This is a genomic window from Mucilaginibacter psychrotolerans, assembly GCF_004519315.1.
Classification (GTDB): domain Bacteria; phylum Bacteroidota; class Bacteroidia; order Sphingobacteriales; family Sphingobacteriaceae; genus Mucilaginibacter; species Mucilaginibacter psychrotolerans.
The window spans coordinates 14,306-34,268 of the sequence record NZ_SOZE01000005.1; the positions used below are offsets into that span (position 1 = coordinate 14,306).

Here is a 19,963-nt window from a genome sequence, read left to right on the forward strand (position 1 = left end):
CTATTTTAATGGATAATAACACCAGTTGGACACCATCACCCGATGATAACCTGCAAGGGATTACCGACCCTAATGTTATCAATGAAATTGAAGGGGTTGGAATAGGTAACGCTGAGTTATTCATATTTGAGTTAGACAACCAAGTAGAATTATCTGCTGCATTAATACTCGATATCCATCGGATAGGTTTTTCTAAACTATATGATTGGGCAGGCAAATGGCGTACTAATGAGGCAATTGTGGGAAATTTACATCCTCCACACGCCACTCAGGTTTTACAACTTATTTATCAGTTTATCGATAATTTAAATTATAAGCTATCTGCGCTTACCACCGCTAAAGACCATGTGAGCAATCTGGCTTATGCGCATTATGAATTTATCCGCATACATCCTTTCAATAATGGGAACGGCAGAACAGGCAGGTTACTAATGAATTTAATTGCACTCAAACTAGGGTATCATCCTCTACAACTTTATCATCGGGATGGCGAAGGCAGGAAAATATACATTAATGCCATGAAAACGGCAGATAGAGGCGACTTTAGCTTACTTCAAGATTTAATTGCTAAAGAACTGCGGCCCCTTTAATTCGGCATCATGTAGTAGCGTTTTAACAAGTTCTTCAACACGAGTTTCCTCAATTGTTTGATCTTCGAGCGCCATAGTCGAATAAATTGTATCCGTAAGCACTTTTGTTAAAAAAGTCCTATCTTTTAGTTGCGGATATTTTTCGTAGAATTTCATTTTATCAAATATAACAATTTTCGAGGAAATAGTTTTTATCACCAAATTGCCGCTGCCGCGAGATTAGCGCAGCGTATCTCGTGGTAGGCATGGCTTAAGCTTCCAGCTTCAGCCATGTCGGCAAAATAACCAAATACAAGTTTTAATATCAAACAAATCATTTTTTGAAGAATAAAAATCTAATTATATAACTTTATTAAAATTTTATTCTGAACCAACTGTTAACTTAGGTATATTTGATTAATCAAATTACCAACGATGCCTAAGCTATTCTTTATCCTCTTCCTGTCGTTATTCACGTTTAAAAAACCTTTAGAACTACCCGATAGCAAGCGCGCCAGCGACGCCCGTGCGGCCCTTTGGCCAAAATTGCAGGACCAACTTGCGGATGGTAACTTCGATAGTAATTACCGCATTTACCTGCGCATTTTTAAGCAAACCAACCAGCTGGAGGTATGGGCTAAGAAAGGTTCGAAATATGCGTTGTTTAAACGCTATGAGATATGTTACTATTCGGGCGGTTTGGGAACCAAAACCAAACAGGGCGACGGCAAAAGCCCCGAAGGTTTTTATACCATTACAGCTAAACAACTTAACCCCGCAAGCAATTACCACCTCGCTATCAACATTGGCTACCCTAACCGATTGGAACAGCAAAAAGGCTATACAGGCAATGCGATTATGATACACGGGCATTGCGTCTCCATTGGCTGCTATGCCATGACGGATGCGCGCATCGAAGAAATTTACACCCTTATCTACAAAGCCCTCGGCGCCGGGCAGGAAAAAATGAACCTGGATATATATCCCTTTAAGATGGACAATGACCACATGCAGGCCTTCTCAACCTCGCCCAACCTCCGCTTTTGGAAAACCATGAAACCGGGATACGATTTATTTGAGAAAAAGCACATCCCGGCAAATGCCAAAGTAGTAAGGAAAGCGTACAGCTTCGACAACTGAAAGCAGCCAATTCATTAAATCAATAATTCTCTAAATCAATAATTAGTGCCAGAATATACCCTTTAACCCATCCAACACGCTTTGGAAGAAGGTGGGTATACTGAGCCCGCTGCTGTGGTTAAAGTATAGAAATATACAGAAGATAATGAGCGCAATAATGATAAAACGCTTAAAGAGGTAACCCAATAAAACTAATCCTAATGGGATGGCTACCAGCAGTATCCAACTGATTTTTACCGGTGTAAGTTTGCTATCGTGCCGGTAAACATAGTAAAGCATAGAAGTGGTGCCCTCGTCGTTTTTGTGACGAGCAAAGATAAAGCTCGATTTTTCGAGTTTATGGCGATAGAAGGCCGTCCCCTTTTCAAATTTCAGTTCTTCCACAAAGCCATTGATGGTAAAGCTGAAGGTGCCGTTTACGTTTTCTTGTATATTGCTCGCAGTATCTACGGCCACCAAAGCGATCTCATCTTTAGCGAAAGGATTCTCCTTCACCACAAAATGTTTGATGCTTACGGTATCTGCAAAAGCATAACCCGATGCAAGGAATAACAGACAGCACGCTAAAAGTATTTTCTTCATGAGGATGTATGGCCGGTAAGCCTGCACTAAAATTAGTGTTTTTTCTATTACTTGTTTAATATAAAAATTGCTGTGTTAAGCAGCGTAGCATAGCTTACCCAAAGCAGGTAAGGCACCAGTAACCAGGCCGCAGTTTTAGAAAACCTGCCAAACCAGGCAATATTCAACATAATGGATACCAGCAACAGCACAATAACCATCAGCCCGCCCAGCACGGAGTGCATGCCGAAGAACACTATCGACCAGGAGAAATTCAGCAGCAGTTGAACACTATAAATCAATGCTGTGATCTTGTAAACGGTGGTACCTTCTCTGCGTTTCCAAACCAGGTAGGCAGCAATGGCTATGAGGATGTAAAGCGTAGTCCACGCTACGGGAAAAAGCCAGTTAGGTGGCGTAAAGCCCGGTTTTTTTAAGGTGGTGTACCAGGCAGCTATCTCGGGCCGGGTAAACATGGATGCTACACCGCCAATAGCAAGCGTAATAACAAGGCTGATGATAAACGGAATGGGTTGAAATTTAGTGACGGGGGTATCTGCTTTCATAATATTTAAATAACAGGTTCAAGTATAAAATGTTTATAAGTCAGTCACTTATCAAGGCCGACTCAAAAGTTCTCTGAGCGCGTCCTGCGCTATCCATTTGGCAGCCTTGTTATCCTGCAGCATTATGCGCTCTGCACTTGCTATCGCTTCAGCTTTGAGGTTAAAGTTGCACTTGCCAATTTGCCGCAGTGCCCAGTTTACGGCTTTCTTTACGAAGTTACGGCTATCATGCGCTTCGCGCTCAATAATGGATAAGAATTGAAGGAATACTTCGTCGGCGGCTTTTTTGTGATGGACAGCGTATCCGGCCATTAATACGAATCCGGCGCGTTTCACGTACTCTTCAGGGCGTTCGCTGTATTCGATGGCTTTAGCTACCGCAAGTGGCGTGCGGTCGAACAGGTTGCCGCACACTTGGTCGCACAAGTCCCATGAGTAAAAATCCTTTGCCCAGGTATCAAATTGCTCTTCCGTAACCTGTGCGGGGTCATCAACGATCGAAGCCATGATACGCGCTTCGTGGATGCCGGTATCCCAAAGTTGTAAAGCTAGTTCATGGTTTTTCTTATAAGATTTGGCAATTAAGCGCACCTGGGGTATCCTAACACCAAGGGCACGGCTGTTATCTATGCCGAAACGCAGCATGCCGGCAAGGTGTTTAGCATCGGCATGCGCTTTTAGTTCGGCTATTACATCATCAATCATTAACGAAAGATAACACAAAAGCCGGACAAATTTGCCCGGCCCAAACGATTAAATCCGAAATCGAAACTCCAAATTCCGAAATCCCTACAGGTTTCCCCTCAATTCCTGTTCCCTTTCAATCGCCTCAAATAGTGCCTTAAAATTACCTGCGCCGAATGATTTTGCACCCTTGCGCTGGATAATCTCGAAGAACAGCGTAGGTCTGTCTTCCACCGGTTTGGTGAATATTTGCAGTAGGTAGCCTTCATCGTCGCGGTCTACCAGGATGCCTAGTTTTTTAAGAGGCTCCAGATCTTCATCAATATGGCCAACGCGGTCGGTAAGTTCATCGTAGTACGTAGTGGGCACGGTTAAAAACTCTATACCGCGACTTTGCAGGTCGGTCACGGTTTTTACGATATCGGAAGTGGCCAGTGCCATGTGCTGCACGCCCTCGCCTTCGTAAAACTCCAGGTACTCTTCTATCTGGCTTTTCTTTTTGCCTTCGGCAGGCTCGTTTATCGGGAACTTCACGTAGCCGTTGCCATTGCTCATCACTTTGCTCATCAGCGCGCTGTATTCGGTAGAAATCATCTTATCATCAAACGTGAGGATATTGCGGAAACCCATGATATCCTCATAAAAATTAACCCACTGGTTCATTTTATGCCAGCCCACATTGCCCACGCAATGGTCTACATACAGCAGGCCGGTATCAGTTGGCTGATAGGTAGTTTGCATGGCTTTGTAGCCCGGTAAAAACGGACCGCTATAATTTTTCCGCTCAATGAACATATGTACCGTTTCGCCATACAGTTTGATACCACTGGTGCGTACTTCACCATGTTCATCTGCGATAGTCTTGGGCTCCTGGTACGGCTCGGCGCCACGGGCAACGGTTTGCTTAAATGCATCAAAGGCATCATCTACCCAAAGGGCCAATATTTTTACGCCGTCGCCGTGCTTTTTAATATGCTCGGCAATGGGATGGTCTGAATGCAAGGGCGTAGTCAGCACCAGCCGAATTTTGCCCTGCTGCAACACGTAGGATGCACGGTCGCGCACGCCGGTTTCGGGACCAGCGTAAGCCAAATCCTGAAAGCCGAAAGCGGTTTTGTAATAATGTGCCGCCTGCTTAGCATTGCCCACATAAAATTCAACATAATCGGTACCGTTAAGCGGGAGGAAATCGACGGCGGCAGCGGCCCCCTCTAAATCTCCCCCGGTAGGGGAGACTTTTGTGTTTTTGTTATTTAAAGTTAGTGTGCTCATAATTTTGTTTTTAAAGCCCTCCCTTCCGGGGAGGGTCTGGGTGGCAACCCCCTCTAAATCTCCCCCGGCAGGGGAGACTTTAAAGATTTTTAAAGCCCTCCCTTCCGGGGAGGGTTTGGGTGGGGCTTATATCACCCAGCTCTTATAATAATTCTCGTCTTCAATCCTTACTGCATCTTCCGTCAGCATCAGCGGCCGGAAGGGGTCTATCATCACGGCCAGTTCATTGGTAAATTCTTTGCCGATAGATTTCTCTACCGAACCCGGCGCAGGGCCATGCGGTATACCGCCCGGATGCAGAGTAATTTGCCCTTTCACCACGCTTTTTCGGCTCATAAAATCGCCATCTACGTAGTACAAAACCTCGTCGCTATCTACATTGCTGTGGTTGTAAGGCGCTGGGATAGATAGCGGGTGGTAGTCGAACTTCCTGGGCACGAAAGAGCAGATAACGAAGTTGTTCCCCTCGAAGGTTTGATGCACTGGCGGTGGTTGATGTACCCGACCTGTTATCGGCTCAAAATCGTGTATCGAAAATGCCCAGGGGTAGTGGAAGCCGTCCCAGCCGATAAAATCGAATGGATGGGTTCCATAAGTGTATGGGTAAATTAAACCCTGTTTTTTGATAAGTATCTTGAAATCGCCTTTTTCGTCGTGCGTCTCCAAATCGGTTGGTCGTTTGATGTCGCGTTCGCAATAAGGCGAATGCTCCATCAGTTGCCCGTAAGCATTACGGTAGCGTTTTGGCGAACGGATAGGACTAAAGCTTTCTACAATAAACAAACGGTTATCGGGGGTATCGAATTCCAGTTGATAGATAGTCCCCCGCGGTATCACCAAATAATCGCCGTACGCAAATTTGATTTGCCCGAAGCCGGTCTTGAGCGTACCGCTACCTACGTGGATAAATATCACCTCGTCGGCCTGGCTGTTCTTGTAGAAATAGTCCGTCATGCTATGGCGAGGCGCAGCAAGAGAGATATGCAAATCGGCATTCACCAAAACCGGTTTGCGACTTTGCAGGTAATCGTCAACAGGTTCAATATTGAAACCGATGAGGCTGGTGTGCTTCAAGTGTTTCTCGCGGACTATTTTAGGCTCTACAGAGTACGGCTCGCCCAGCGCCTTTACGATGGTAGGTGGGTAGGCATGGTAAACCAGCGAATAAAGGCTGGAGAAACCCTCGGTAGACACCAGTTCTTCGGCATATAAGGTGCCATCGGGTTTACGAAACTGGGTATGCCGCTTATGCGGGATAGTCCCCAAAGTATGGTAAATAGGCATTAAAAATTGGTTTAAATGTTGGAATGTTTTAAGGTTGAAAAGTTATGTAAAACCTAACTTAAAGCATTAATTATTAAACGATTGAAACGGGGGATAGTTTTAAAGAGCCGGCATGAACAACATTCCAACTTTTCAACCTTAAAACCTTTCAACAAAAAACTAATATTGCGCTAAAACGGCAGTAGCGAGCACAGCATCCCTAAAGGAAGAAGCATCACTCATAGAGGTGAGGCCCAGGGAAAAATAAAACTGTTTGATGATGCTCATATTTGGTAAACAAATGTAGGACTAGTTGTTTTCATATGCAAGCATAATATTATCGATACTGTTTATTATAAAAAAGTTTTATGTTTGGTTTCCAATTAAACCGGGCATGATCAGAAAAGACGCCATACTAATCGGGATAGTCGTTTGGGTTATTTTAACTTTTTTGTTTATGGAGAATAATGCCGCCATTGATGGTTTTACTGCTATTGGCTTTCCCTGGCAATTTTACCGTTACACGGGCGGGAAGTTGGCCTATGTTGACCAAAGCCAGTTGGGTTTTAATTTCAGCAACTTCATATTGGATCTTTCCTCCTTAGCCGCCTTTATCTACGGCGCGAACATATTCCTGCAGCGCAACCTTAAAAAACAAGAACCAAATAAACCACCATATTTATGAAATTAGTATCCTATAAAACCGAAGACCGCGAGCATTTGGGTGTGTACATCAAAGGACATATCTACAACCTTAACTCCTGCGATAAACTCATCCCCGATAACATGAACGCGTTTCTATGGGGGGGCGACGAATTGATGGAGCACGCCAAACGTGTAAACGAGGATTTGCGCAACGGCAAGATGCAAGGGAAAGAAGAGCTTTTTTATGAGCTGATAGCCCCCGTGCCCCACCCCACAAGTTGCCGCGACGGGTACGCCTTTCGCCAGCATGTGGCTGCTGCCCGCCGCAACCGCAAGGTAGATATGATACCCGAATTCGATCAGTACCCTATCTTTTATTTCACCAATCACAATGCCATACAGGGCCCCGGCGAAATAGAGTGCATGCCCGATCATTTCCAAAAGCTCGATTTTGAGCTGGAAGTAGCCGTAGTACTCAATAAAAAAGGCCGCAACATAAAAGCCGAAGATGCCGATAGTTATATAGCTGGCTATATGATCATGAACGATATGAGTGCCCGCACCCTGCAAATGGAAGAAATGCTATTGAACCTTGGGCCGGCAAAGGGAAAGGATTTTTCTACCGTAATTGGCCCATGGCTGGTTACGCCCGATGAATTTGAGCAATACAAAACCGAGCCCAAACCCGGCCACACCGGCAATGCCTATAACCTCCAAATGAAATGCATGGTGAACGGCAAAGAAGTAAGCAGCGGCAATATGGCCGATATGGACTGGACCTTCGCTGAGATCATTGAGCGCTGCGCCTACGGCTGCGACGTACTGCCTGGTGATGTTATCGGCTCGGGTACGGTAGGAACAGGATGCTTCCTGGAGCTTAACGGTACCGGCTTGCTTAACGATCCCAACTATCAAACCCAATGGCTGCAACCCAACGATTTGGTTGAAATGGAAATAACCGGGCTGGGAATGCTGGGGAACATTATCAAGAAGAGCGAGAGTGAGTCTTCTTTGCTCGCGTTGAAGAAATTATAAAAAAATCCATTAGCCAATTTGTCATTGCGAGGCTCCTGGTAGGGGATATGCGGAAAGGCGAGCCGTGGCAATCTCGTCGTCAGGCATTACCGTAATGCTTAGTGACGAGATTGCCGCGTCGCGCCCTCTCTCGCCGTCCGCCCGCCGCCCCTTATAATGACGTGGCCTTAAGTTGTTGATTATCAGTGTTAATTTTTTACACGTCATTACATTTTTTTCCAGGGGAGCCCTGGTGGATACTCGCAATGACAAAATTTGTTAAATGCTATCAGAAAGAACTATGTTAACACTTGACACGTCGAACCTCTCCCCTCTCGAATTGCAGAACTACCTGCACTACGCCATTGCGCCGCGGCCTATTTGCCTGGCATCAACAGTGGATGCAGAGGGGAACGTCAATCTTAGCCCCTTCAGTTTCTTTAATATGTTCAGCACCAACCCACCCGTTTGCGTGTTTTCGCCGGCACGGAGGGTGAGGGATAATACCACCAAGCATACGCTGGAGAACATATTGGCAGTGCCCGAGTGCGTCATCAATATCGTGAATTACGATATCGTGCAGCAGGTGTCGCTATCCAGCGTAGAGTATCCTGCGGGTGTGGATGAGTTCATGAAATCGGGGCTGACCCCGTTGCCGTCTGAGTTGGTAAGGCCACCCCGCGTTGCCGAATCGCCGGTGCAGTTTGAATGCGTAATTATAGATGTGATAAGCCTTGGCGATGGCCCGGGTGCAGGTAATTTGGTTATCGCCGAAATCAAGCTCATTCACATTAACGAGGATATTTTAGATGAGACCGGCAGGATAGACCAGGAGAAGATAGACTTAGTGGCCCGCCTGGGCGGCGACTGGTATTGCCGCGTTACCGCCGACAACCTATTTAAGGTAGCTAAGCCCGTGCGTACGATGGGTATCGGCGTGGATGCTATACCATATGCCATTCGCAACTCCAAAGTGCTTACGGGCAATAACCTGGGGCAATTGGGGAATGTGGAGGCATTGCCTACCGATGAAGAAATCGAAGCCTTTGCCCAAAGTGATGTGATAAAAGAACTCTTCGATGCTACCATCGGCGACAGCCAAACCCGCGAATTGCAATTACACCTACACGCCAAACATCTGCTGGACGATGGCCTGGTAGCGGATGCCTGGAAAGTATTGCTGATGTAAACGTAATACAGAAATTCCAGCGTCAGGCAATTATGTTTAAAACGGTAGCCCTATACCAAAGTTCAGCTGCATAAAGTTGTAGCTATCGCCCACGTAGTTGCCATTGCCATCTGTTCCGGTGCTGTTGGCTTTAAGGTAGGCCTTTTTAAAGTCGCCGGCCTTAAACAACTCACCTGCGTGTTTAATAAGCACCCACTGGTCGGATCCGCTGAACTGCGGATCTTTGAATTTAAACGCAGCATCAAGCCTGAAGATAAAGAAGCTAAGATCGAAACGGAGGCCCGTACCTATGCCTATCGCGGTAGAATTGAAAAGATTATTGAGCCTGAACTCGCCGTTGGGGTTATCCGTCGTTTTATTTAGGCGCCAAACGTTTCCCATATCCATAAACAACGCCCCCTTCAACTTCGTGCCGAAGAAGTTATCCATCAGTTTGTACCGGTATTCCAGGTTGGCCACCATCTTTATCTCGCCAAACTGGTCCAGGTATTTAAGGCGGGCGCGTGTGGTATCGGCAGCCCCTCCTACCCCGTAACTGGCGCGGTTAAACTGGCCGGGCCCCAGCGTACGCGGTAGCCAGGCCCGTATATCGTTAGCACCGCCGGTATAAAAGTTCTTTTCAAATATCAGCTGGTTGCTGTTGCCATAAGGCACGCCAATACCGGGGCTAAAGCGAAAAATAAATTGCTTTTCGCCGCCCAGACTTTTATACAGCCGGTAATCGATCTCGGTTTTGATGTATTGCGAAAAAGCGTTACCAAAAATGGTGCGCTGCCCCAGGGTGTCCCTCTTGGTATTAAGTGCGCGGCTAAGCAGGTTAAGCGTACCGCCACCCAAATCCAAACTTCCGCGGAAATAATAAAAATTCTCGTAGGTGTTTAGCTTGATGGTATTATACTGAAAGGTGTACTGCGAGCCTGATGTAAAAGTGGTGCGGCCAATAAGGTACACATACGAGTAACGATTCTGTTTAAGCAACTCGGCCTTGGCAACCGGATCTATGCTGCCACTGCTAAACTCAATATTGATGGGCGTAATAGAGTGCTGCTTAGTACGCGTATCGAAGAAATCGTAAGTAATGGAGTTTATCCAGCTGCGCCGCTGCACCAGGCCTTTCTGGTAAAACAAGGAGAAGTTAGTAGAGAATGTGGTATGCGGCACCCCGAATTTGGCCAGGTTGGGGAAATCGAACGGAGAAACGAGGCGGGGGTAAATCAGGCTAACGCCCGTTTTGAACTCCTGGTTCTGGATGCCTTTGTTATCGCCGGCGTTGCGCCCGCTATCAAACAATATGCTCCAGTTAATCTTTACTTGCAGGGCAGCAGCCTGTTTAAAAATATTGCGGTTGGTAAAAGTATTACCAAGGTTATAACCATAACGACCGCCATTGAAAAGGAACTCCGCCTCTACCCTGTCAGACATCCTTTTGAGCGGCACTATCTCCAGCCGGGTATTCAGGCGATTTGTGCTATCGGGCAGTTTATCGTAGATAGGACTGGGCACATTCCTGAAAACGTTCAATTCCGATAGGCGCGTGGTGGTAAGCGTTTGCATATCGATATCGAACAAACGCCCCTTTTTCTGAAAGATATAATCGGTAACGGTTTTAGGCTTAAAACGGCCCGAGTAATCTACATATCTAAATTGCGAATCTACCTGTATGGTATCGGCCTTGCCTGTTTTGCGGCCATTGCTGGTGGCAATGGTTATGAGGGTATTATTGATGGTATAAGTGGGGTGGGCTGGTTTACCGGCGGGGTTATCAATAATCATCACCAAATCCACCACGCTTTGGCGGTAGCTGCTGTCCGGTTCGAAGTTGATGTACTGGCGATAAAAATCAAAGTAACCGTTCCGCTTCATCACCTGGAAAAACTGGTCGCGGTCGTAAGCCAGACTATCAGTATCAAAGCGGCTGCCGGCGTTTACATGCGAGTATTGCTTTTTGCTGCTGCGGTAGAGGTTCCGCACGTTCGGGTCGGCAATACTGTCTTTATAATTCCTGATGTGGAACATCGGGCCTTCGGTGGCTGTAAAAATCAACTCTGCTTTTTGCTTTTTTACTACGATAGAATCGGTCACCCTGGCTTTAAGGTACCCTTTGTTTTGCAGGTATTTTTGCAGCTGCAGGCGCGAAAACTCAACCAGGTTACTATCCAATAAAGCCGGAGCCTCGCCTATGTTACGTTTGCCTTTTTTGCTGAAAGTGTAATAAAATTGCAGGTTTAGCCAGTTATTGGGTTGTTGTTCTTTGTCTACATAATTCAAGGCGGCTTCGGAGAATTCACCATCTATACCCTTCAGCGTAACCTTGCGTACGATAATCTGGTTTGGCTTTATTCCACGCGTAACGCTGCAAGCGGACATAATAACCACTAAAATACTTAATATTGCAAGACGGTAACGGCCGGGTGTTAAATATGCTTTCAAAATCTCAAATCAGTTTACTAACGTCTCTACAACACAAAAAGTTTCGCCAGCAAAGTGGTTTGTTCCTGGTAGAGGGTTATAAATCCATCATTGAATTTGTTAACTCGCCATACCGCATCCAAACAATTTACCACACGCCGGGCATTGCCTCAAAATTGCTCAATTTATCCCGAAAAATAAACTTTCAGGAGATTTCGACTGCTGAGCTTCAAAAAATAAGCACGCTGAAGAACCCTGCCGATGCTATTGCGGCGGTTTACATACCACAATGGGCCGGTTTTAGCGATGCAGACCTGAAAAATAAGCATAGCCTGGTGCTAGATGGCGTACAGGACCCCGGCAATATGGGTACCATCATCCGCACGGCAGATTGGTTTGGCATTACCAATATTATCTGCAGCGAAGATACCGTAGATGCCTACAACCCTAAGGTAGTGCAGGCCACCATGGGCAGCCTGGCCCGCATGAATATCAGTTATACCGATTTGAAGGAGTTTTTGCGTTCGGCAGACTTGCCGGTATATGGTGCCTTGCTCAACGGCGAAAGCATCTACGATGTAGATTTTGGTAAAGAAGCGTTGATTGTTATGGGCAACGAAGGAAACGGCATTCGGCCCGATATTCAGCAGCTTATACAGCATCCGGTAACCATTCCACGTGTTGGCGGTGCCGAATCATTGAACGTTGCGATAGCTACTGCTATATTTTGTGCAAAACTTGCTGCAAAATCATTTCAATAAAAATTGATTAGCAAATAATAATTACTATTTTTGCAATCCTTAAAAAAGGTCGGATGGCCGAGTGGCTAGGCAGAGGTCTGCAAAACCTCCTACAGCGGTTCGAATCCGCTTCCGACCTCAGGGTTAATATATTTTATAAAATAAAAGATCATGGGCGTTACTCGTTTAAAAAGAAAAGATAGAAGAAACAAAACTTTCTCTCGCTTAGAAGTACAGTTTTTAAAGTTAGCTACCAACATTGAGTTGGGCAGCCGTTCGGCAGAAAAAAAAGATAGCCAGATAGCAAAAAACAATGCTGTTTTAGCTATAGCTGCAGGCAAGTAATTCTATCTCAACAAAAGATTTGAAGGTGTACCGATGTTCGGTACGCCTTTTTTTGTTTATCGGAATCGGGATTTATAGGATTTAACGGATTACCATAATCAACATCGTCGCCGATTTGCAAATTTAAGGAGGCACCTAACGGAGCCAAAACCTTACTTCTATTTTTCTATAAACACGATGCTCCTAACGGAGCGTCAAAAATCCTTGAAAAGAGACATAATCCTGTTTGGTGTCGTCAATGCAAATCGGCTCCAGCGGAGCCACGTGTTTATAGAAAGAGAAAATTGACATTTCAGGGCTCCGTAGGTGCCCCCTATCGCGACTAATCCTTTCCCTGGTTACTCAAAAAAATCGAAAACGTATCGCTCGTCGTACTCTAGTTCGAATTTCTTTAATAATCCTAAATACTCCTGCTTAAAAGTCTTTTTTTGATGATGCGCTTCTTGGTTCAGCACGTAGTTAACAACATTGTCAACGTGAGATTGAGAATACGAAAACACGCCATATCCTTCCTGCCAACTAAATTTCCCCCTCACCCAATCCTTGCTATTGATAAATTCATTCTCTACCTTAATTTCTTTAACAAAATCATATATCAATATCGTCGGTTTAAATCCTACGAATAAATGAATATGGTCAGGCATACAGTTAACAGCCAGCATCTTCGCTTTCCTGTGCTGCACCAATGCGGTGATATATTTGTGCAATTCTTCCTTATGCTGTTTAGCAATCAAACTTTGCCTGTTTTGCACAGCAAATACGAATTGTAAATAAATTTGCGAAAAGGTATTTGCCATAATATTAAACGGATAACAACCGCTTATTAATTTTTGATATCAGCCCAGGCCCCTCATAAATAAAACCGGTGTACAGCTGCACCAGCACCGCGCCTGCTTCCAACTTCTCCACAGCATCCGCTGCCGAATGGATGCCGCCTACCCCAATTATCGGGAACGAGCCGCCTGATACTTTATGCAGATAGCTGATTACTTCGGTAGAACGTTTGGTTAAAGGCTTTCCGCTTAACCCGCCTGTTTCGCCTTTAAATTCGGATGTCAGCCCATCGCGACTGATGGTGGTATTGGTAGCGATGATGCCCGCTATACCGGTTTGCTTTACGATATCGGCAATATCATCTAACTGCGAATCGGTCAAATCCGGCGCAATTTTAAGGAGGATCGGCCTGCTGATGCCGTTTTTGCTATTACGCTGCTGCAAGGTATTCAGAATATGCATCAACGGTTCCTTTTCTTGCAAAGCACGAAGGCCAGGTGTATTGGGAGAGCTTACGTTCACCACAAAATAATCCACCACATCGAAAAGCCTGTCGAAGCATTTGATATAATCGCTCACTGCTTCCTCGTTGGGCGTTACCTTGTTTTTACCGATGTTACCGCCGATAATCAACGCATTTTCGCCTGGTTTAAGGCTTTTGCGATAGGCGGCGATGCGTTCCGCAGCAACATCCACCCCTAAATTATTGAAACCCATGCGGTTGATGAGCGCTTCATCTGCCGGCAGGCGGAACATGCGCGGCTTATCGTTACCCGGTTGCGGCAATGGCGTAACCGTACCTACTTCTACAAATCCGAAACCGAGGTTGCCCATCTCGGCAATCAGCTCGGCATTTTTATCGAAACCCGCCGCAAGACCAACCGGGTTCTTAAATTTCAGGCCAAACACGTCACGCTCCAATTGTTTATCATCAGATGCCCAGATGGCTTTGCTGATGGCCGTTCCGCCCGGCACCTTATTAAAACGCTTCAGGTTGCGGGTAACGAAGTAATGCACGTTCTCCGGGTCGAATTTGAACAGTAGGGGCTTTAGCAATTGATACATGCCGCGAATTTACCGTTTTTAATATTTAAGGTTTAACATCATCAGGAAAATTGTATTTTAGTTGCCATCCAAATTGGAAAAGATAAAGCTAACCATGAAGAATTTCCTGCAAAACTCCCGTCGTAACTTCCTTAAAAACGCTGCCATAGGCACTGTTGCCACCTTGTCAATTCCGCAAATTGTGTCGGCTGCCGTTGGCACATCATCGGCAAAGAAAGTAGAGCTGAATGATGGCGACGTAATACTTTTCCAGGGAGATTCTATTACCGACTGGGGCCGCAACCATGCCGCAACCGAGCCAAACACCACCGACATGCTGGGCACAGGCTACACCACCTATGCCGCCAGCGAACTATTATTGAAACACCCGCAAAAAAACTTTAAAATATATAACCGCGGCGTAAGCGGCAACAAAGTGTACCAATTGGCAGAACGCTGGGAAACCGATTGCCTGGCCTTGAAACCAAACGTAGTAAGCATCCACATTGGCGTTAATGATTTTTGGCATAGCCTAACCAGCGGTTACAAAGGCACCATAGATACCTATATTGCTGATTACAAGGCCCTGCTGGAGCGGACTCAAAAAGCCCTGCCCGGCGTAAAATTCATCATTGGCGAGCCGTTTGCTTTAAAGGGCACCAAATTCGTGGATGATAAATGGTACCCTACGTTCCTGTTGTTCCAAAAAGCGGCGAAAGATTTGGCCGGGCAATTCGACGCGCCATTCATACCCTTACAAAAGATATTCGACAAGGCATTGGAAACCGGCTCTGCCAATTATTGGACCCTGGATGGCGTACACCCCAGCGTAGCGGGATCAAGACTGATGGCGGAGGGGTGGTTAAGTACTGTAAGAGGTTAGAGGCTGGAGATTAAAGATTAAGTAGAATATTTTTTAAAGCCGCTCACCGCACCAGGGATTGTAGGGGGAAGCCACGGTGCCAGGGCAAGAGCGGGGCAACGGGGCCGAAGCGCAGCGCAGCCCCAGAAAGCCCGGCCCGCAGGGGGTGCCATAATAAGAGAAAAGTTTGAAACTTTGATTTTTAAAATCTGATAATTAAACCTCTCGCTTCCATTTAACTAACCTCCAATCTCCAACATCCGACCTCTAACCACCCATATCTAATCTGTCATTGGCGGCTTCGCCGCAAATGCGTATCTTTGCGGCAAATGATCGCTATAAATAACCTTACGTTTGAGATTGGTGCCCGGGCGCTGTACGATGAAGCTAACTGGCATATAAAACCGGGAGAAAAAATTGGCCTGATTGGGGCCAATGGAACCGGTAAAACCACGCTCCTGAAGATAATCGTAGGCGATTACAAACCAACCTCGGGTACGATATCTATGGCTAAGGACCTTACCATGGGTTACCTGAACCAGGATTTACTCTCCTATTCATCCGACAAGAACATCGTACACGTGGCTATGGAAGCCTTTGAGCGCCAGAACCAACTGCACGATGAGATCGAAGCCCTTTTGAAGAAGCTGGAAACAGACTACTCCGAAGACCTTCTAAATAAACTAAGCGATAAACAGCACGAATTTGAACTGCTGGATGGTTACAACATTGAATATAAGGCACACGAAATTTTAGCAGGTCTAGGTTTCAGCGAAGCCGAATGCCAGCGCAAGCTAAGTACCTTTAGCGGTGGCTGGCGTATGCGCGTGATGCTTGCCAAAATACTGTTGCAGGCACCGGATATCCTCTTACTGGATGAGCCTACCAACCACCTTGACTTACCCTCCATCCAATGGCTGGAAGATTATTTGAAAGCCTTCAATGGTGCCATCATCATCGTATCGCACGATAGGTGGTTTTTGGATAAAGTGATTAACCGCACGGTCGAAAGCCGCAAGGGTAAGCTGAACGTTTACGCAGGCAACTACTCTTTTTACCTGGAAGAAAAAGCTTTACGTGCCGAAATTCAGCGTGGCGAGTTCAAAAATCAGCAATCAAAAATAAAGCAGGAAGAGCGTTTGATTGAGCGTTTCCGTGCAAAGGCGTCTAAGGCTAAAATGGCCCAGTCGCGTATCAAAATGCTCGATAAAATGGAGCGTGTTGATGATGTGGATGATGATAACCCCGAAGTTAACTTCAGCTTCCGTTTCAGCAAGCAAAGCGGCAGGCACGTGGTTACCATGGAGCATATCACCAAAAAATATCCAACCATCGATATTTTGGATGATGCCGAAGCCATCATTGAAAAAGGTGATAAAATTGCTTTAATCGGTGCCAACGGTAAAGGTAAATCAACCCTGCTACGTATAGTTGCCGGTGCCGATACCGATTTTGAGGGCACATCCCAAACAGGCCATAACGTTACACAAACCTTCTTTGCGCAACACCAGTTGGAGTCGTTGCATTTAGAAAACCAGATATTACAGGAGTTGCAGGCTTTTGCGCCGAAACATACCGATACCGAGTTACGCTCAATATTGGGTTCATTCCTGTTTACCGGCGATGATGTTTTCAAGAAGATAAAGGTGCTATCGGGTGGTGAGAAATCGCGCGTGGCATTGGCTAAGGCACTTACTGCAGATGCTAACTTTTTGGTACTGGATGAGCCTACCAATCACCTGGATATGGCTTCGGTGAATATATTGATACAGGCCTTGCAGCAGTACGAAGGTACGGTTATCGTGGTATCGCACGATAGGTACTTCCTGGATAACGTGGCCAACAAAATCTGGTTTATCGAAAATCAAAAGATAAAACAATACCCCGGTACCTACGCCGAGTACGATGTATGGAACGCCAAACGCGTTTTGGAACCGGTTGTAGCTACACCTGCCCCTCAGCCTAAAAAGGAAGAGAAGAAGGAAACTGCGCCAGTTAAACAACCAGCCGGTGGCGAAAACAAACACCAGCAGCTGAAAAAGCTTAACCAGGATTTAGTAAAGCTGGAGGATAACGTTGCCCTGGTAGAAAAGGAAATAAAAACCTTAGAGGCCCAATTGGCTGATAACTCCATTTTTAACCAGGCCGAAAAGATGAAGCAGGTAAACAACAGCTATCAGCTTAAAAAAATGGAGCTTGGCGGCCTGCAACAAAAATGGGAAGCACTTGCCGAGCAAATAATGGAGTTGGAGGCGTAGCCCCCCAGCCCCCTGAAGGAGGAGCTTTTGAAAAAGCCAATTCGATACAACATTTTCACTGCCGTCCCATTTATGGGACGGTTTTGTTTGGTATCAAATTGGCTTTAGCCGAACCAGTGCCGGGCGTTTGGCTGAAGCCGGTATCACTTTTCCAGGCGCTCCGTCGGTTAAAACCGACGGCAATGATGTAAAAAAACTGCTGAAGTAAATTCCCGCACCCGCGTTTTTGTGCTATTATTGTGATAATGAAAAAAGCGTTAGCCCTTTCGCCGTTGGTTTTGTCGCCAGTCGCCACCACGTCCTCGCGAGCGATAGCGTGGCAATCATCGGCACGCCAAGGCGCTATGCAAGCCTACGGGTATGCCGAAAAATGGCTTTTGTTCCCCTCTCGAGAGGGGGCGCGTGGTCTTGTGTGGTGGCAGGGGTGTGTTCGCCGCAATGCAAGCCTCGCTAACCATTCCGCAGAGTACACACCCCTCCCCCCCTCTCAAGAGGGGAATCGCACATCCCCCCGCTTTTTCTGGCCGTTGTTGGTGTTTACCCCGCCGTTTTTGTTGTTGTCACCAACAATTTTACTTACCGTCCTTATTTTATTCTTCGGCAGCTCTAGTTTTGCTCAATCCCCCTACGGTAATAACATCTTCCGGCCCGAAATAAAAAGCGTAGAGTTTTATAAGGTAGATAAACAGGCCGCAGCCTTCCCGGTAATTACATTAAACAGCGACGAAAAAGTAACCTTAGGATTCGACGATCTTAGCGGCGGCAGCCGTAATTTTTCTTACACTATAGAGCATTGCGATGCCAACTGGAAATCGTCTAACCTCTCCCCTGCCGAGTACCTGCAAACCTTTATGGACGACAGGCTTTTCAACTACAGTTACTCATCGGCCACCTTCCAAAAATACACGCATTACGAGCTCACGCTCCCCAATCAAAACATTGCCCCAAAAATAGCGGGCAATTATGTTTTGAAGATTTATGAAGATGCCGACCCAACAAAGTTGATTCTCACCCGCAGGATGTACGTATTGAATAGCCGAGTTGGTGTTGGGGGCACTATCACGTCATCCAATAATGTTTTAGCGAGGCGTACAAATCAAAAGTTGAATTTTACGGTAGATTATGGCGGCTTGAACGTGCAGAACCCCAACCGCGATATCCGCGTATTGGTGATGCAAAACGCAAGGCCCGAAACCGGCAGGATGAACACCGTGCCTACTTATATCCGCGGCACGCAGCTGGTTTATAACGATGTAAACATCAACGATTTTGCAGGCGGCAACGAGTTCAGGCATTTTGATACGCGGTCGTTGAAGCTGAACTCCGAGCGCATCGCCAAGATATACCGCGATACCGCCAATACCGTAATGCTATTGGGCGACCCGAACCGCAACCTGCCCAATTACACTTTACTTTACGATAACGACGGCAAATACTATATCATTAACCAGGATGGCCGAGACGCACGCACGGATGCCGATTACGCACATATTTATTTCAATGTGGGCACCAATAAATCCGAAGTGGAGGGCACGCCCTATATCATTGGTCAGTTTAATGATTTTAAGATAAACGAGCAAAGCCGCATGACATTCGATGCCCGCGGCCGTTTCTACACCAACCTGCTGCTAAAACAAGGCGTTTACGATTATATGTACGTTTGGGTAAACAACGCCACCAAACAGCCCGATTACACGGCACTGGAGGGCACTTATTTTGAAACGGAGAACGAATACCAGCTGCTGGTTTACGCCCGCCCAGCAGGTGCCCGTTGGGAAGAATTGGTGGGCTATAGTTTGTTAAGGACGGTGAGGCCTTAGACTATTATTTAACCGCAGAGTTAACAGAGGAGGCGCAGAGGTTCACAGAGCCTTGCATCTGGCAGACTCTAAATAAAACTCCTTTTTTCTCTGTGAATCTCTGCGTAAAACTCCGCGCCCTCTGTGGTTAAATCAGCGTAACGCAAATCAGAAAAAACTATCTTTGCATTTATGACAGGAAAAGCGCCTAAAGAATCATTCACCATTATGAACGAGTTGGTATTGCCCAACGATACCAACACCCTCAACAATTTAATGGGTGGGCGCCTGCTGCATTGGATGGATATTGCCGCCGCTATATCGGCACAAAAGCATTGCAACCGCGTGGTGGTGACGGCATCGGTAGATAACGTTTCCTTCCATCACCCCATTAAACTTGGCGATGTAATTACCATAGAGGCAAAGGTTACGCGTGCATTTACCACCTCTGTAGAGGTGCGCATGGACGTTTATGCGGAGAATATCCCCCAGGGCACCCGCCATAAAAGTAATGAAGCCTACTACACCTTTGTAGCCCTGGATAAGGATGGCGGCAAGGTAAATGTTCCACCTCTGCTGCCCGTAACCGAAGACGAAATTGAACTTTACGATGGTGCGCTTCGCCGCCGCCAGCTGAGGCTGATACTTGGTGGTAAAATGAAACCGGATGATGCTACGGAGTTAAAGGCTTTGTTTTTTGCCGCACAGAAGAAGTAAATTATACAATTTAGCTATCTTTAACTAAAATCCTGCCTTTATCCTAATGACATGTTATTCAATAGTCTTCCGTTTGTTATATTAATTTTTGCAACCTTTATCTTATATTATA

Annotated in this window: 20 protein-coding genes and 1 tRNA gene; 12 read left to right on the forward strand and 9 right to left on the reverse strand. The window is 46.1% G+C overall.

The features are described 5' to 3' along the window. Positions 1–8 precede the first annotated feature (8 nt). Positions 9–590, forward strand: a complete 582-nt coding sequence (locus E2R66_RS06920; protein WP_133228443.1) for a Fic family protein — start codon at positions 9–11, stop codon at positions 588–590. Here E2R66_RS06920 and E2R66_RS06925 read toward each other — a convergent pair. Further along, positions 561–746, reverse strand: a complete 186-nt coding sequence (locus tag E2R66_RS06925; RefSeq protein ID WP_134737910.1) for a hypothetical protein — start codon at positions 744–746, stop codon at positions 561–563. The genes E2R66_RS06920 and E2R66_RS06925 overlap by 30 nt on opposite strands. Positions 747–1,004: 258 nt before the next feature. Between E2R66_RS06925 and E2R66_RS06930 the strand changes: the two genes are divergently transcribed. Beyond that, on the forward strand, positions 1,005–1,709 hold the full coding sequence (locus E2R66_RS06930) for a L,D-transpeptidase family protein (protein WP_133228440.1): 705 nt from the start codon (positions 1,005–1,007) through the stop codon (positions 1,707–1,709). Between the two features lie 42 nt (positions 1,710–1,751). Here the strand turns inward: E2R66_RS06930 and E2R66_RS06935 are convergent, their stop codons facing one another. The 5 genes from E2R66_RS06935 to E2R66_RS06955 form a co-directional block, all read right to left on the reverse strand. Next, entirely contained in the window at positions 1,752–2,291 is a 540-nt protein-coding gene (locus tag E2R66_RS06935) for a hypothetical protein (protein ID WP_133228437.1), read from the reverse strand. A gap of 47 nt (positions 2,292–2,338) precedes the next feature. Then, positions 2,339–2,836 carry a TspO/MBR family protein gene (locus E2R66_RS06940; RefSeq protein ID WP_133228434.1) on the reverse strand — a complete coding sequence of 166 codons (498 nt, stop codon included), beginning with the start codon at positions 2,834–2,836 and terminating at the stop codon, positions 2,339–2,341. 51 nt (positions 2,837–2,887) lie between these two features. Further along, the gene (locus E2R66_RS06945; RefSeq protein WP_133228431.1) at positions 2,888–3,541 is read right to left on the reverse strand and encodes a DNA alkylation repair protein; all 654 of its coding nucleotides are present in this window, start codon (positions 3,539–3,541) and stop codon (positions 2,888–2,890) included. An 84-nt stretch (positions 3,542–3,625) separates the two neighbouring features. Next, on the reverse strand, positions 3,626–4,792 hold the full coding sequence (gene hppD, locus E2R66_RS06950; protein WP_133228428.1) for a 4-hydroxyphenylpyruvate dioxygenase: 1,167 nt from the start codon (positions 4,790–4,792) through the stop codon (positions 3,626–3,628). A 126-nt stretch (positions 4,793–4,918) separates the two neighbouring features. Then, complete coding sequence (locus E2R66_RS06955) at positions 4,919–6,076, reverse strand: homogentisate 1,2-dioxygenase (protein ID WP_133228426.1); 1,158 nt, start codon at positions 6,074–6,076, stop codon at positions 4,919–4,921. A 373-nt stretch (positions 6,077–6,449) separates the two neighbouring features. Between E2R66_RS06955 and E2R66_RS06960 the strand changes: the two genes are divergently transcribed. The 3 genes from E2R66_RS06960 to E2R66_RS06970 all read left to right on the forward strand — a co-directional run bounded on the left by E2R66_RS06960 (position 6,450) and on the right by E2R66_RS06970 (position 8,903). After that, entirely contained in the window at positions 6,450–6,740 is a 291-nt protein-coding gene (locus E2R66_RS06960) for a hypothetical protein (RefSeq protein WP_133228423.1), read from the forward strand. Beyond that, entirely contained in the window at positions 6,737–7,735 is a 999-nt protein-coding gene (locus tag E2R66_RS06965; RefSeq protein ID WP_133228421.1) for a fumarylacetoacetate hydrolase family protein, read from the forward strand. The genes E2R66_RS06960 and E2R66_RS06965 overlap by 4 nt, the downstream gene beginning before the upstream one ends. Positions 7,736–8,015: 280 nt before the next feature. Next, the gene (locus E2R66_RS06970) at positions 8,016–8,903 is read left to right on the forward strand and encodes a flavin reductase family protein (RefSeq protein ID WP_133228419.1); all 888 of its coding nucleotides are present in this window, start codon (positions 8,016–8,018) and stop codon (positions 8,901–8,903) included. 36 nt (positions 8,904–8,939) lie between these two features. On the opposite strand, the gene tamL is transcribed toward E2R66_RS06970, so the two are convergent. Continuing rightward, positions 8,940–11,279 (reverse strand): translocation and assembly module lipoprotein TamL, encoded by a 2,340-nt coding sequence (gene tamL, locus E2R66_RS06975; protein WP_449406732.1) that lies wholly within the window; start codon positions 11,277–11,279, stop codon positions 8,940–8,942. Between the two features lie 44 nt (positions 11,280–11,323). On the opposite strand from tamL, the gene E2R66_RS06980 reads away from it, so the two are divergent. The 3 genes from E2R66_RS06980 (at position 11,324) to E2R66_RS06990 (ending at position 12,397) form a co-directional block, all read left to right on the forward strand. Further along, complete coding sequence (locus E2R66_RS06980; protein ID WP_133228414.1) at positions 11,324–12,073, forward strand: TrmH family RNA methyltransferase; 750 nt, start codon at positions 11,324–11,326, stop codon at positions 12,071–12,073. A gap of 47 nt (positions 12,074–12,120) precedes the next feature. After that, positions 12,121–12,191 (forward strand) — tRNA-Cys (locus tag E2R66_RS06985). Positions 12,192–12,223: 32 nt separating this feature from the next. Then, the gene (locus E2R66_RS06990; RefSeq protein WP_078347886.1) at positions 12,224–12,397 is read left to right on the forward strand and encodes a spore protein; all 174 of its coding nucleotides are present in this window, start codon (positions 12,224–12,226) and stop codon (positions 12,395–12,397) included. A gap of 338 nt (positions 12,398–12,735) precedes the next feature. On the opposite strand, the gene tnpA is transcribed toward E2R66_RS06990, so the two are convergent. Both tnpA and E2R66_RS07000 read right to left on the reverse strand, forming a co-directional pair. Next, a complete protein-coding gene (gene tnpA / locus E2R66_RS06995; protein ID WP_133228411.1) occupies positions 12,736–13,194 on the reverse strand; it encodes an IS200/IS605 family transposase in 459 nt (152 codons plus the stop codon). A 4-nt stretch (positions 13,195–13,198) separates the two neighbouring features. Then, positions 13,199–14,236, reverse strand: coding sequence for a quinone-dependent dihydroorotate dehydrogenase (locus E2R66_RS07000; protein WP_133228408.1), 1,038 nt, complete (start codon positions 14,234–14,236; stop codon positions 13,199–13,201). 94 nt (positions 14,237–14,330) lie between these two features. Between E2R66_RS07000 and E2R66_RS07005 the strand changes: the two genes are divergently transcribed. The 4 genes from E2R66_RS07005 (at position 14,331) to E2R66_RS07020 (ending at position 19,851) form a co-directional block, all read left to right on the forward strand. Then, entirely contained in the window at positions 14,331–15,098 is a 768-nt protein-coding gene (locus E2R66_RS07005; RefSeq protein ID WP_192901951.1) for an SGNH/GDSL hydrolase family protein, read from the forward strand. 308 nt (positions 15,099–15,406) lie between these two features. After that, positions 15,407–17,335 carry an ABC-F family ATP-binding cassette domain-containing protein gene (locus E2R66_RS07010; RefSeq protein ID WP_133228406.1) on the forward strand — a complete coding sequence of 643 codons (1,929 nt, stop codon included), beginning with the start codon at positions 15,407–15,409 and terminating at the stop codon, positions 17,333–17,335. A gap of 557 nt (positions 17,336–17,892) precedes the next feature. Further along, positions 17,893–19,155: a type IX secretion system plug protein gene (locus E2R66_RS07015; protein WP_240049250.1), complete on the forward strand. Its 1,263-nt coding sequence runs from the start codon at positions 17,893–17,895 to the stop codon at positions 19,153–19,155. Between the two features lie 171 nt (positions 19,156–19,326). Next, positions 19,327–19,851, forward strand: a complete 525-nt coding sequence (locus E2R66_RS07020) for an acyl-CoA thioesterase (protein WP_133228403.1) — start codon at positions 19,327–19,329, stop codon at positions 19,849–19,851. The last annotated feature ends 112 nt before the right edge of the window (positions 19,852–19,963 follow it).